Raw genomic sequence first — 14,252 nt, 5'->3', positions numbered from 1 at the left:
TTTTGGCTATTCTTCTGGTTATTTTCTTGCTTTTTTGGCTATTCTTCAGGTTATTTTCTTGCTTTTTTAGGCTATTCTTCAGTTTATTTTTCAGCTTTTTCTTTTTCAAGCAGCGATTTTACTCTCAAGATCTCTTCAAGCGCTTCTTCAACCGTGAATATGGCAGGATTTACCGGCACTCCTCTTGCTTTCAGTTCTCTCATCATGGATGTTACGGGGGGGAGAGGTACATTTTCGGTCTCAAGGTACTCTTTTCTGCTTCCCTGAAAACTTATCCTGCCTTCCCGGATAAGCACTATTCTTTCCAGAAGGGGAAAAAACCCTTTTAGATTGTGGGTCACAGTTATAACCGCAGTACCCTGATCCTTTATCTTTTTGAGAGTATCAAGAATTTCTTTTTTTCCGCCAGGATCCAGCCCTGTTATAGGTTCGTCCAGTACAAGGTATTCCGGCCTGAGGGCAAGGGCACCTGCAAGGGCGACTCTTTGCATCTCTCCTCCGCTCAGGCTGAACGGGTCTCGAAGTAACATTGAGCGGTCGAAAGAAACCGCTTCAAGGGCTTCAAAGACTCTTTCTTCAGTTTCTTTTTTGGAGTAGCCGAAGTTTAGCGGCCCAAATGCTATCTCCTCATATACTGTCCTGCAAAAAAGCTGGTCTGCAGCCTGCTGAAAGACCATCCCTATCCTTCGTTTAACTTCTTTTGAAGAGGGGGCAAGCTCATCAACAGTTACTTTTCCTGAATCCGGGCGCAAAAGTCCGTTAAACAGTTTTATGAGGGTGGATTTTCCTGCACCTTTTTCTCCCAGGATCCCCACGAATTCTCCTTTTTCGATGCGCAGATTAACATCTTTTAAGGCTGCTGTTTCAAGAGGGGTATTTTTCGAGTAGAAAAAACTTACATTTTCAAGAATAATCGGCATATCTCCTCCGCAAAACTGGACGGACAAGAGGTCTTTTCCCAGGGGACCGCAACTCCGTGATTTTTCAGGTGCTCTGCAAGTTCTATCAGGGAAGGCGGAGTGAGCCCGAGGGCCCGGAGAGAAGGGTCTGAGAGTACATTCTCAGGTTTTCCTTCAAGCACTATTCTCCCTCTGTCCATTACGATAATTCGGTCTGCAGCATGAAGCTCTTCAAGATTATGTGTGATATATACTATGGTTTTTCCTTTCTCATGCAGCCTTTTTACACGTTCGAGGACGGTTTTCCCCGAATCAGGGTCAAGCATGGAGGTTACTTCATCAAAAACAAGACATTCGGGCTCCATGGCAAGGACTCCTGCAAGAGCTACGCATTGTCCCTGCCCCCCACTCAGGCTCTTTGGAGAATGATACCTGTATTTCTCAAGCCCTGTTTCAGCAAGGGCTCTATTCACACGCCTCCGGATTTCCATGGGGGGGAGGCAGAGGTTTTCAGGCCCGAAAGCAAGGTCTTCTTCTACGGTTCTGCCAACAAACTGAGTCTCAGGGTTCTGGAATACAATTCCGACAATTTTCCTGATCCCCTGGAGCTTTGAAAAGTCTCCGGTATCCATGCCCCTTACCATGACCTTTCCTTTTTGAGGTCTCAGGAGCCCGTTAAGGTGGAGGGACATAGTGGATTTTCCACTCCCATTTTTTCCTATTATCCCTATGTATTCCCCTTTTCTTATTCCCATGTTTATATTTCTGAGGGCAGGGGTTCCATCAGGGTAATTGTAACTAACGTTTTCGAACCTTATCATGTTAAATCGAATTCTATTTTTTTTAAATTAAGTAATATTTGATAACTCAGTTTTTTCTGGGAATGGGATTACTCGGGGCTTTAGAGTTGACTGATTTAGAGTTTGTGGGTTGAGGCGATATATGCGGCAACTGCGGTTTTTACTATTTCTCCCGGCAGGAAGGGAATGGCTCCAAGGGCAAGTGCTGTTCCGAGTCCTATTTTGGCTACCAGCATCAACTGGGAAACCCCCAGGGCATATATGACCAGAACTCCTGCGCTCATATTAAGGGCATTGACCACAAGCCTTGATTTTCCGGCACTTTCCGCCTTTTCGGAAAGCTTGCCTGTAAGGTAGGCAGCCAGTATAAATCCAAAAATGTACCCCCCAGTAGGTCCGAGAAGCACTCCTATTCCGGAACTGCCTCCTGCAAAGACCGGAAGCCCTGCAACCCCGAGCAAGGTGTATACAACCATACTCAGGCTTCCCCATTTGCTCTTCAACATGCTTCCCGCAAGCAGGACAAAAAATACCTGTAATGTGACCGGAACAGGTGAAAAGGGGATGGGGATCTGTATATAAGCTCCTGCAGCAGTCAGGGCTGCAAAGAGGGAGGCAAAGACCATTTTCCGGAGTTCGGGAGTATGGACAGGGTAAGAATGATCATGTCTCATATGCATATTTTTTCCTTTTTTGGTAATTTTATCTTTTTACCCGGCTTTCTGTCAGCTTTTCACATTTTTATTGTTTACTCGATTCTCCTGTCTGAAAAAGCGTCAAGTAAATATTTTTTGAAAAGGTATGAGCGTGAATTGAACATTAATTGAACATTAATTGAACATTAATTGAATATGAATTGAATATGAATTGAATGTGAATTAAGTAAATTCGATAATTCTGAGAGTATATTTAAATCATACAGAGCACATTGTTAACTCTTTTTTCAGTAAATCTCTTAGAGTGATGTAATTCTATGTAACCATAAACGCATTGTTAACCTGGCGGGTTTACATGGTTTACATTGAATTTAAAACTTTCCAGAGGTCTTCTATAGTCACTTGCAGACTTTCTATGCGCCGGAGCGATAATTACTTATATATCTTATGCCGGTATTATGGATACTTCATCTGAAATGCAGTTTTAGCATACTGTTGCATGCTGTATTTAGGGAGTTCCATCGTGGGCGCGTGGCCTAGCCCGGATATGGCGGCAGCCTCCTAAGCTGTAAGTCGGGGGTTCGAATCCCTTCGCGCCCGCTAAATTCCATTTTCTTATATATTGTCTTTTTTGCCTGTTTCACTTTATCTGTTTCTATCTGTTTCGGCGGTTTTTTTTGAAAGTTTATCTGATGTGAAAAGTTCTGAAGTATGGATTCTGTTTGAAGTATGGAGTCTGTTTCTTCTTCATCAGGTTCTCAATTTATGCTTTTGTCTTCTGAACATCTCCCTTTCTGTGTCCATAAAAAACAGATCCTCTGCAGGTGAGAGAAAAAGCCGATATTCAGAAGAGAAGAGAAGAGACGAAATGATAAGATAAGAAAAGATAAGAGAAAAAAAGAGACGAAAAGAGAAGATAAGAACAGAGATGAGACATGTCCCGTAAATTATGGGAAATTTTCTTATTTAGAAATGCAGTATTAATGTTTATAATACAGACTAATTTTTATTAAAAAACATAAATGCCGCTTCAGAGGAAACAGAAATTGATCAGAAAAGCCCGGATAAGTGATGTTGTTGAGATGAAGCAAATCATCAACACTTACTCTAAGGAGGAGCTTATGCTTGCTCGCTCCCTTAGTGAGATGTACGAGAACATAAGGGACTATTATGTATGTGAGATCGAAGGAGAGGTCGTTGGGTGCTGTGCCCTGCATGTTGTATGGGAAGACCTTGCAGAAATCCTTGCTCTCGCAGTTAAGCCCGACTGTTCAAGAAAAGGAGTAGGCACAAAGCTCGTTTCAGCCTGTCTTGAGGATGCGGAAGACCTCGGCATGAAGGACGTTTTTGCTCTTACTTATGTGCCTGAGTTTTTTGAAACCCTGAGCTTTAATGTAGTGGATAAAAACAGCCTTCCCAGGAAAATCTGGTCTGGATGCATCAGGTGCCCTAAATTTCCGGACTGTAATGAAATTGCAGTTCTTAAATCTATCAAAGCTAAACCTGTCAATGCCTGAGATATTCAGGAGCCCTCAGGAATTCTTACGCTTCACGGCTCCTGAATTTTCTTATTTTTTCTTATTTTATTACTACGGGGGCGTAGGGGGTTACGAATATCTTACCTTTAGGGACTGGCCGACAATTCAATTTCAGGGCAAAAATATGTGCAAAATAAGGTCTTTAAAGCCTTTAAATCTAAAAAAAAGGAACTGGAATTTTAATGGTCGTAATTTTCGGACCGTCTCTAAAGCATAGTATCTTCCTTCTTTCCTTATAACCTTTGATAAAATCCCTTTTTCGAAACCTTTTTCAATCCGAATTTAGTTAAACAGATTAAAACCAAAAGCTATTTATCCAGTGATTATGTTTTTTAGGTTGTCCTAATTATTTTACCTAAAAAATTTCGGGCATGTATTGGCGGGATGGTGTTAATGCATACGGATCGACTTGAAGAGTACTTAGAAACGATTCTTTACCTTATTACGAAAAACCAGAGCCCTGCAAAAACCAAGCAAATTGCAGAAGAACTGAATGTATCTTCGCCCAGTGTGACGGAAATGATTAAAAAATTACATTCTATGGGGTTGGTTGAGTATCAGCCATATCAGGGGGTCGAATTGACCGCAAAAGGGGCAGAAGAAGCTATCCGAATAAAAAGGAAACACCAGGTCCTTGAGACTTTCCTGGCTGAAGTGCTTGATTTTGACCGAAAGGAAGCCCACAAGGAAGCCTGCGAGCTTGAGCACGCGGTATCAGACACGGTGCTTGAGAAGCTTTATGATTTCATGGGAAACCCAGAGTACTGCCCTGACGGGCACCCGATAAACATCGATAAATGTAACTTGCGGCGCGAGGAAAGTTTCATTCCTCTCCATGAAATGATAGAGGGAAGTTCAGGCACGATTGCCAGAGTAACCCTTCCAAGGGAGACAAAAGAGCGTTTAACCTCTCTTGGTATCCTTGCAGGGGAGGATATTGAAGTCAGGCGCAAGCAAAAGCAGGGATGTATCTCAGTCATGGCTGTTGGGTCTGAGATTGCCCTTGGCAGAGATGTCGCAAAGAAAATTTTCATCACTCCTAAAAGCAAAAGTGCGTAAAAACGGAACACCGATGGCATTTTACAGATCTGAGATAAAATAATGGAGGAATGATAGGGATTTCTAGTTTATGCTGTACTTCTGGCAACAGAAATCAAAAGAATTCTCCTTATGATGTGACACTTGCCTTTATAGGCAACCCTAGCGTTGGAAAAAGCGTTTTTTTCAGCAGGCTTACAGGGGTTGGAGTTGAGGTTTCCAATTACCCCGGAACTACGGTTGCGCTTAAAAAAGGAAGTGTAAAAGCCAGAGGCAGGACCATTGAAGTAGTTGATTTGCCTGGAATATATTCTCTCGGAGTTGCAAATGAAGACGAAAAAGTAACCAAGAGATTTATTATTGAAGATCAGCCGGATGTCATCATCAATGTCCTTGATGCAAGCAGGCTTGAGAGAAACCTCTATTTGACTCTGCAACTGCTGGAACTCGATATCCCTATGGTTATTGCCTTAAATCAGGTAGATCTGGCAGCAGAGCTCGGAATTCTCATTGATACGGACAAACTTTCAGAACTCTTAGGCCTGCCTGTAGTCTCCACGGTTGCAACATGGGGGGTAGGGCTTGATGAGGTCGTGCTCGTGGCTCTTGAAGAGAAAGACAAAGTCCAGGAGCACCACAGGGTAAAGTACAGCCAGTGGATTCTCCAGGCTCTGTCCGGTCTTGACCATGCTTTTCCGGATTCATCTCAAATTGTTAAGATTGCAGCCCTGCTGAACGATGCCGAGTTTGTGGAACTCTGCTGCATGCCGCCGGAAGCCAATGCCATTCTCTCTTCTGCCCGGCGCTTCAGACAGAGCCTTGATATCGAGCACGGAATTTCAGTTCCGGATACCGTTGCAAGAGACCTGTACGGAGAATCCGGGCATATCGTAGATAGTGTTGTCTCAATGTTCGAGCCGAAAAAAAGATTTCGTGACAGGGTAGATAAAGTTCTTACCTCTCCTAACTTCGGGATTGCGGTTCTCATATCTGCCCTGCTCCTGACTTTTCTTCTTGTCTTCAGAGTAGGGGGCTTCCTTGAGGCCTGGATTGTTGATGATCTTTTTGAGCCTCATATTATCCAGCCAGCGGAAGCCATGACTCTTGGCATGGCGCCTATCTTCCGAAACCTGATTATTTATTCCCTGCGGGGTGTGGAAGCCGGATTTGCAATTGCAATCCCGTATATTGCAGTTTTCTATGCTATACTTTCCATATTCGAGGACTCAGGCTACCTGACCAGGGCAGCTTTTCTCCTGGACAACCTGACCCATAAGCTCGGGCTTCACGGAAGAGCTGTTATCCCTCTGGTTCTGGGGTTTGGCTGCAATGTTCCCGCAATAATGGCAGTGCATTCCCTCGGCACGCGGAGGGAAAAGAGGATAGCTTCGCTTCTCATCTCTCTTATCCCCTGCTCTGCAAGGACAGTTATCATCCTTGGACTTGTGGGGACATTTGTTGGTTTTTGGCCCGCGGTTTCGATATATGTGATGAATGTTCTCATTATTGTAGCGATGGGCTGGGTTCTAGGAAAAACCCTTCCAGGCCAGAGAAGTGGTTTCATTATGGAAATGACCCCTCTCAGAAAACCTGAACTGAAAGCCACCCTCAGGAAGACCTGGATGAAAAGCCGGGAGTTTTTATATATCGCTTTTCCACTGCTGCTGGTAGGGAGTGCATTCCTGGGAATTGCCGATGCCCTCGGTCTTCTTTCCATCTTCCAGAACTTTGTAGAACCCGTATCTGTTGGCCTGCTGGGCCTTCCGGCTTTTGCCGCAACAGCCCTGGTTTTTGGAATTCTCCGAAAGGAAATGGCTCTCCAGATCCTGGCAGTACTTGCAGGTACAGCCAACTTCGCAGCTGTAATGACTCCCCTTCAGATGTACCAGTTTGCGGTTATCACAACCATTTATGTCCCGTGTGTGGCAACGATTGCAGTACTGAAGCATGAGCTTGGAACAACGGATACGGCTATGATCGTGACCTTCACCATAATCCTTGCTCTTGTGGTAGGTGTCTTGATCCGGATTTTCGGGCCTATTTTCCTCTAATTCCCGAGTTGCGATTAGGGATCACAGAAAATCGGAGATTTTCTGGGAGTTGCACTGCAAGTGCAACAACTCGCGGTCCTTTTCACTGCCCGAATTGCGATTCGGGAGCCCGCAGTCCTTTTCGCTTCGCTCAAGAGGACTACTTGATGGGTTTTAGCTGAGATGAGCTCAAGAGGACGAAGGCAGGCAGACTCAGCCTTTTGTGGCGCAGGGAGAGAAAAACTAAAAGATTCTTTCTTTGATTCCGGAATAGATCAACCAATTAATCAGGGGCCACCAAAAGCAACCAGTTTTTTGATTGTTTTTATGGTTATTCTCTGGGAGATAGGTTTCTGTGCACCGAACACAATATTTATATATTAGTAAACTTGGTTCCACTCTCTCATCTGTTTTCATGTTATAGTTAATTATTAATACTTCATACATCGTGTTTATTTCCAATGACTCGGATTACCGATCACTTACACAAAAACGTTCTTAGTGTTATTATGGACATTTTCGAAATGGATCATTTCCGAGAGCCTGAAGTTGAAGAGGTTCAACTTTTCCTTGAAAGTACCGGAACCCATGGTTCTGTTGTTAACGAGGGTGCTCTGGATATGGACTGCAGTACATCCCCCAAAATCCAGGTGAAGCAGAATGTACTTCTCAATTTCGATGAGTCTAGTCCGTCCATTAATTAACACACACTTCTAAAAATTTCCCCCATCTGTTGAAATCCAACTCTTCAACTCATTTCAGAGTTGACTTTTGGGTTTCATTCCCTATTTTGAAAAAAGTCCTGGATTGAAGCCTTTATCTTGTTTATATGAGATTATTAACTGCACCCAGAGTTCTGGATTTTACCATATTTTTGTACCCATTCACCATGCATTTCCATAGACCAGGACAACTCTTTATGCGCCAGTTCTTCATTTTTATGCTGCGCCGCTTTATACATATTTATCATACAGTTCTGCCTCTTTACTCTTCAAGAAATATATTGTCTCTACGGGATTGTTGAATTCTGGATCCGAGCATTATATGCTTGAAAGTGATATGCTTGAAAGTGTGGTATTTTAGCATCTCTATACGTCTTTACAGGTAAAATTAATAACCACTGTTTGCTTTTCCAGAACATTTCCGATCTACCTTTCTTGTTTTCGGCCCTTTCTGACGTTTAAACCTTCTTCCTTCGGAAATTTCATATTGTATGCAATTTCTTCTGTCCTGCTATACGGTTTCTGTAGCCGTTTTCAGAAAGGTTTATAAAGTTATCTTATTATAATATAATTTAAAGTTATTTCGGGTCAACTGAATACTATCGATTATCATATATATATAGAGTAAGATTACATGTACTTTATACACATTATTTAAATTTGTATGATCGAATCAATTTAATTATATCACACTGACGTTTCATGCTAGCAAAAAACTGCAGATATAAGGAAACTCGGGACCCGAATTTATTGTAAGAGGTATTTTCATGAGAACTGGACAGAGGGACGTGCACAATACACCGCTTAAAAGGCGACTGTCAATAACCTATGAGGAGCTCGAGACTCTCAAAAAAACAATCAAGATTTCGGTTCTTAATGAACTGCAGGCCGAAATGGATAACAGTTCCGATCTGGATTCCTTTAAGGATCAGATCCTTTCCGAAATCAGAACTGAATTGAGGGGGCTCCCTGATTCTGCATCACTCAAGGCTTCAATTATTGGCGAACTGCGAGCCGAATTCGGTTTTGGCAGGGAAAATGACTCTGCGACAGCGGACCGGCGGCTGAAGGAACTGGCAGGAATTCAGGACGGGCTTGTCAGGGAGCTGCTTGACCAGAAAATGATTATAAAACAGCTGGAAAAAGAAGTTGATAAACTTTCCGGAGCTCTGGGTGGCATGCAAAATACTATGCCCTATTCTCCTTCCTCTCCTCCTTCTCCTCCTTCTGTTTCTCTTCCAACCCTCGAAGACCCCCTTGACCTTCCTCCTCTCTCCAGAAAACCAAAGCGTAAACTTGATTTCAGGAAAGAGAGCCCTTCAGCACACGAGCTGATTGATTTCACGGAAGCTCCTGCATCCCTGCCAGGCACAAAAGCAAAAGTTCAACTTAAGATAAAGGAGGTTGAGCCCGAGGAGCTTGACGAACAGGAGGTCGTCGAAACAAAGTGTGAGTATATCATCGCCGAGAGCGGAGATCGAAACAGGCTTAGAGGTAACCTGAGGCAGCAAACTCCAGTAAGAGAAGCTCCGGCGAGACCGTCGTCCCCTGCAAGCCCGCGATCTGCTATGAGGCACCAATTTCCTGTGAAGGCAGACCCTGTAAGAGCCCGACCCGATGAAGATTATAAGTGCGAGTACATAATCGCAGAAAAGGTTCAAAAAAAGCGTTTAATCGATGAATCCGTGGATCTTCGGGATAATGAGGATGCGGAAATCATAACCTGCAACCGGAAAGACCCCCAGGAGTAATGAGGCTGAAAATACGGAGACCTCCTCAAAAACGCAAAATCTCAGAGGCATTCTGTGTACATAAAAGAAATCGAGTTCGTTAATTTCAAGTCCTTCGGAAAAAAAGTAAGGATTTCCTTTTACAACGACTTCACCACTATTTCCGGGCCTAATGGGAGTGGGAAGTCTAACATCATAGATGGGATTCTCTTTGCACTCGGGCTTAGCAGTTCCAGGACCATGCGGGCTGAAAAACTTACGGACCTGATCTATAATGGGGACGAGGCAAAAAAGCCTGATTTTGCCCAGGTTACTATCCGTTTTGACAATACTGACCGCAAGATGCCGTTAGATCTTGATGAGATTGAGGTCTCAAGAAAGGTCAGGCGGACAAAAAATGCGTACTACAGCTACTTTTACTTTAACGGAAAAGCCGTAAGCCTGGGAGAAATCCATTCCCAGCTTGAAAAGGCAGGGGTAACGCCTGAAGGGTACAATGTGGTAATGCAGGGAGATGTCACGCAGATAACCTCCATGTCCTCTGTAGAACGGCGGAAAATTATTGACGAAATTGCCGGGGTTGCCGAATTTGATGAACGTAAGCAAAAGGCGCTCGGGGAACTGGAAATCGTCAGGCAGCAGGTCGAACGTGTGGACATTATCCTTGAAGAGGTGCGTACCCAGCTTGAAAAGCTCTCAGGGGAACGAGACCAGGCCCTGAAGTACCAGGCTCTGAAAACTGAAAAAATTAAATTTGAAGGTTATGTCCTACTCTCCAGGCTCAAGGATGCCAGAACCGAACTGGAAAATGTGGACAAAGAACTTACAGGGAAAGAAGAGCACCTTGAAAAAGTCCAGGTACTGCTGGACGAGAGGGTTAAGGAATTAGAAGCCCTTGAACAGGCTCTGGAAGCAATTTCCCTTGAAATCCGGAAAAAAGGGGAAGATGAACAGCTGCAGGTCAAAAGGGAAATCGAAGAGACAAAAGGGGAAATTTCCCGCTGCGTGGACAGCATTGAGCTTTCGGAATCCGAACTTGAAGACGCTGACGCAAAGCGCAGAAAAGCATTTGTTGATATCGACTCCACAAAGGGCAAGGTAAGGGAGCTCGAAGAGAAAATAGAAACCGAAAACGTGAGAAAAGAAAGCATCTCTTCTGAGCTGTCCGAGAGAAAAACCGAGCGTATGCTGCTTCAGAGCAGGATTGCGGATGTGGATGCAAAGTTTGCAGCAACAAGGGACGAGCTCATGGCTGCCCGCAAGAAACTTGAGGAGTTTAAAAACGAAAAAAATGAGCTTATCCGTAATGAGGACCGGCTCCTTGATACCCTCAGGAGAAAATCGTCGGAACTGCGGGAAATTGAAAACCAGATAAGGGATGCAGAAGCTGCATTTACTTCCTCTGACAGTGATACTCTTTCTGTCCAGTATGAGATTGAGAAACTTACGGAAAACCTGGAGTCCCTCATAAAAGACCGTGACGATGTTGAAAGCAGCCATTTCAGGGTCAAGGAAGACATAAAGAAACTTGAGATCAGGCTTCATGGGCTCCAGCAGGAATATGCGATTGCCGAGGCAAGGGTCCGGGCTTCGGAACAGGGCGGTGGATATTCGAGGGCCGTGGAAATGGTAATCGGAGCTTCCCGGCAGAATGAACTCTTCGGAATTCACGGGACCATTGCCCAGCTGGGAAAAGTTGACCGCAGGTATGCGGCTGCCCTTGAGGTTGCTGCAGGGAACCGGATGCAGGCAGTTGTTGTAGATAATGATGGTGATGCTTCAGAGGCAATAGAATTCCTGAAGCGGAGAAAGGGCGGAAGAGCTACCTTCCTTCCGCTTAACAAAATGAGGGATTCCAGGCGGCTTGAAAGCCTCAGTTATGACAATGGTGTAATAGGGTACGCAATTGATCTTATCGAATTTGATCCCGATTTCGAACCTGCTTTCTGGTATGTTTTCCAGGATACTCTTATTATGGAAAACCTTGCCAGTGCCCGCCGCCTCATGGGGAAGGCGAGAATGGTCACCCTTGAAGGGGAACTCCTTGAAAAGAGCGGGGCAATGGTTGGAGGTTCTCTTTCTTCAAAATCGGGGATCTCTTTTGCGGCAGCGGAAAAAGATAAACTCCTTGAGCTTGCAGGGGAGATAAAATCCCTTGACGCAAGCCGGACCGCAGCGATCAGTAAACAGGATAACATTGAAAGCCACGTTTTTGAGCTTAGCAGGAAGATCCGCGACTGTGAAGCTACTATCTCCAGAAAAGAACTCGAGCTTCAGGAAATCGCCGGCAGAGGGGCCAAACTTGCAGAGCTCCTTGAGGCTAAGCAGGCAGACCTGAGGGCAATTGAGGAGTCCAGGACCGAACTCAGGACTGAAATGGACAGGGTAATTGCGGAAAAGGTTGAAAAAGAAGGCATGGTGGCTGAACTTGAGGTACAGGTTGCCGAAATTGAGGCAAAACTTGCTGATTCTCCTCTTCCGGAGATCAACAAAAAAGCCGAGTTTGTGGATGAGGAACTCCGGAGGCTTGACGGCAGGATCAGGGACACCGAAGCCAGCTTGAATGCCCTGCAGCTCGAAAAAGAGTATGCTGAGCAGAAGATTGCCGAAGCTAAGGCGCTGATCCGGGAACTCGATGAAAAGAAAGCTTCAAGGCGGGAAAAAGTAGAGTCTCTCCGGGTAAAAATTGCGGAACTTGAAGTGCAGCTGAAGGAAAAACAAAACCGGGAAATTGAACTTTCCGAGGAACTTATAGGGCTTCAGAAAGAAAGGGAAAACGTTCAGGCTGAACACAGTGCAGTAAAGCGCAGGGTCAGTATAGCTGCAACCACCCTTGAAAAGGCAAAACAGCAGGTAGTTACGCTCACAGCTACAAAAAGTGCACTTTTTGACCAGGAAAAGCAGCTGCTTGAAGAGATACAGAGAAGGGGCATAGAAGAATCCTTAGAGGTCCCGAGTTACGAAACCGTTTACATGAGGATCCAGGCAATTGAAGAAGCCATGCGCAGGCTTGAACCTGTAAATATGAGGGCAATCGATGAGTATAACGAGGTGGAACTCAGGCTTTCGGACCTGCAGGGTAAACGCGATACTCTCTTTACCGAAAGAGAACAGCTCCTTGAACGCATTGACCAGTACGAGCAGCTTAAGCGGGACACCTTTATGGAGGCTTATACAAGCATAAATTCCAATTTCAAAGAGATTTTTTACGAGCTTTCCGATGGCATGGGGGAACTCCTGCTGGAAAACCCTGATGACCCCTTTGCCGGAGGAATGACCCTCAGGGCTCAGCCAAAAGAAAAGACTCTCCAGCGCATAGAAGCCATGTCCGGAGGAGAAAAGAGCCTTACGGCACTTGCCTTTATTTTTGCAATCCAGCAATACCGCCCTGCTCCTTTCTATGCCTTTGACGAGATCGACATGTTCCTTGATGGCTGGAACGTAGAAAGAGTCTCAAAGCACGTTAAAATTTCAGGATCAAAAGTCCAGTTTATTGTTGTTTCCTTACGAAAACCCATGATTCAGGCTGCAAACCGGACGATCGGGGTTACAATGCAGGAGAATAACATCACAAGTATTACCGGAGTGAAGCTAAATGGCTGAACTTATAGATAATTCGGCACTCAACATTTCCGGACTTCTTTCCCCCGATGTTCGTGAATCCGGGGAAAAGGATTCTCTTTTTTCAGACCTCGAATCTTTCGGGCTTCCATCCACTCTTTCATACCTCGGCGTTGATTGGGCTTTGCTTGACCTTTCAGAGTTTGATACCTCTGAGCCCCTGGGTATCCTGGTCGAACTTGCAAAGGACGGGAAGATCGATCCCTGGGATATCGACGTTGTGCAGTTAACTGACAGCTTTCTGCAAAGGGTAGAAGAGCTTCAGAAAATGGACTTGAGGATTTCTTCAAGGACTCTACTTTATTCAGCTGTCCTCCTCCGTATGAAAGCTTTAGTGATTCTAGGAACGGAAGAAGAGGAAGTGGATGATTTTGATTCTGGATTTTTCGATGATGAAGGTTTCCCTGGGCCCGATGAGTTTCCTATCCCAAAGCTGCCTGTCCGCCGCCTTTCCACAAGACCGGTCACACTGAATGAACTTATTCTGGAGCTTAAAAAAGCTGAAAAGACGCTCTCAAGGAAAAACGAAAAGAAAGCCCGTCTGGCTGCAGAAGAACCTGATATTCCCCCGGACGCCCTGAATACCGGGGACGTTCTCGGGATTGCCCACGAAGAGGCGATCAGCTCGAGGCTGGCACTTATCTGGGCAAGGCTTGTTGAACTATTTATGAAACAGCCTGTTGTGGAGTTCTCGGACTTCCTTAAACTGAGTGAAGACAGGGTCATGGATTACCTTTCCCTCCTTTTTCTTGCTTCAAGCAGAAAGATCTGGCTTTTCCAGAATGAACTTTTCGAGGAATTGTATATTTATCCCGGAGAAGAATCAGGCTTTTCCACGGAAGACAACCCGCCTTTCTTCCATCATCAAAAACAGGGCTTAGCAGGAGATGATTCAGAGCCTGAATTTTCCCGGGGAGAAAGGTTTGCAGGCAGTAAATCCCCGGTTGAGTACACAGCTGGAGTGCCTGATGAAGCCCGGTATCCCGAGGCTTTTCCCCTTGAGCCGGAACGAATGGGTGCAGACTCTCCTGAAGAAACACGTTAACCAACTGAAGAAACACGTTAACTCAATTGAAGAATAACCTTATCCTCTTTTCTGGTCGTGAAACTTATGAGTGAGCTTGAAATTATCGAAGCGGCTCTTTTTGCTGCGGGCAAGGCAGTAAGCCTTGAAAAACTTATGAAAATTACAGGAAAACCAAAAAAGAATGTCTTTTC

10 protein-coding genes and 1 tRNA gene are annotated in these 14,252 nt (G+C 44.8%); 7 read left to right on the top strand and 4 right to left on the bottom strand.

The window, feature by feature from the left end; translation table 11 throughout:
* Positions 1 to 83 precede the first annotated feature (83 nt).
* The 3 genes from PHF18_RS00055 to PHF18_RS00045 form a co-directional block, all read right to left on the bottom strand.
* Complete coding sequence (locus PHF18_RS00055; protein ID WP_300096919.1) at positions 84 to 920, bottom strand: energy-coupling factor transporter ATPase; 837 nt, start codon at positions 918 to 920, stop codon at positions 84 to 86.
* The gene (locus tag PHF18_RS00050; RefSeq protein WP_300096917.1) at positions 896 to 1,720 is read right to left on the bottom strand and encodes an energy-coupling factor transporter ATPase; all 825 of its coding nucleotides are present in this window, start codon (positions 1,718 to 1,720) and stop codon (positions 896 to 898) included. The genes PHF18_RS00055 and PHF18_RS00050 overlap by 25 nt, the downstream gene beginning before the upstream one ends.
* A gap of 95 nt (positions 1,721 to 1,815) precedes the next feature.
* Positions 1,816 to 2,379 (bottom strand): biotin transporter BioY, encoded by a 564-nt coding sequence (locus tag PHF18_RS00045; protein WP_300096916.1) that lies wholly within the window; start codon positions 2,377 to 2,379, stop codon positions 1,816 to 1,818.
* 501 nt (positions 2,380 to 2,880) lie between these two features.
* On the opposite strand from PHF18_RS00045, the gene PHF18_RS00040 reads away from it, so the two are divergent.
* The 4 genes from PHF18_RS00040 to feoB all read left to right on the top strand — a co-directional run bounded on the left by PHF18_RS00040 (position 2,881) and on the right by feoB (position 6,982).
* Positions 2,881 to 2,955 (top strand) — tRNA-Arg (locus PHF18_RS00040).
* A 422-nt stretch (positions 2,956 to 3,377) separates the two neighbouring features.
* A complete protein-coding gene (locus tag PHF18_RS00035; protein WP_300096914.1) occupies positions 3,378 to 3,872 on the top strand; it encodes an N-acetyltransferase in 495 nt (164 codons plus the stop codon).
* A gap of 414 nt (positions 3,873 to 4,286) precedes the next feature.
* A complete protein-coding gene (locus PHF18_RS00030) occupies positions 4,287 to 4,952 on the top strand; it encodes a metal-dependent transcriptional regulator (RefSeq protein ID WP_300096912.1) in 666 nt (221 codons plus the stop codon).
* A gap of 50 nt (positions 4,953 to 5,002) precedes the next feature.
* Complete coding sequence (feoB, locus tag PHF18_RS00025) at positions 5,003 to 6,982, top strand: ferrous iron transport protein B (RefSeq protein ID WP_300096909.1); 1,980 nt, start codon at positions 5,003 to 5,005, stop codon at positions 6,980 to 6,982.
* Between the two features lie 461 nt (positions 6,983 to 7,443).
* Here the strand turns inward: feoB and PHF18_RS00020 are convergent, their stop codons facing one another.
* Positions 7,444 to 7,668 carry a hypothetical protein gene (locus PHF18_RS00020; protein ID WP_300096907.1) on the bottom strand — a complete coding sequence of 75 codons (225 nt, stop codon included), beginning with the start codon at positions 7,666 to 7,668 and terminating at the stop codon, positions 7,444 to 7,446.
* 782 nt (positions 7,669 to 8,450) lie between these two features.
* Here PHF18_RS00020 and PHF18_RS00015 point away from each other — a divergent pair.
* The 3 genes from PHF18_RS00015 to PHF18_RS00005 are packed head-to-tail and all read left to right on the top strand — an operon-like array spanning position 8,451 to position 14,079.
* Positions 8,451 to 9,434: a hypothetical protein gene (locus PHF18_RS00015; RefSeq protein ID WP_300096905.1), complete on the top strand. Its 984-nt coding sequence runs from the start codon at positions 8,451 to 8,453 to the stop codon at positions 9,432 to 9,434.
* A gap of 54 nt (positions 9,435 to 9,488) precedes the next feature.
* Positions 9,489 to 13,016, top strand: a complete 3,528-nt coding sequence (gene smc, locus PHF18_RS00010) for a chromosome segregation protein SMC (RefSeq protein WP_300096903.1) — start codon at positions 9,489 to 9,491, stop codon at positions 13,014 to 13,016.
* The gene (locus PHF18_RS00005) at positions 13,009 to 14,079 is read left to right on the top strand and encodes a segregation/condensation protein A (protein ID WP_300096901.1); all 1,071 of its coding nucleotides are present in this window, start codon (positions 13,009 to 13,011) and stop codon (positions 14,077 to 14,079) included. Before smc ends, PHF18_RS00005 begins: the two co-directional genes overlap by 8 nt.
* Positions 14,080 to 14,252: the final 173 nt, after the last annotated feature.

The sequence above is a fragment of the Methanosarcina sp. genome (assembly GCF_028693135.1).
GTDB lineage: Archaea > Halobacteriota > Methanosarcinia > Methanosarcinales > Methanosarcinaceae > Methanosarcina.
Note: the sequence above shows the minus strand (reverse complement) of the source record. Positions and strands in the feature narration are given on the sequence as shown.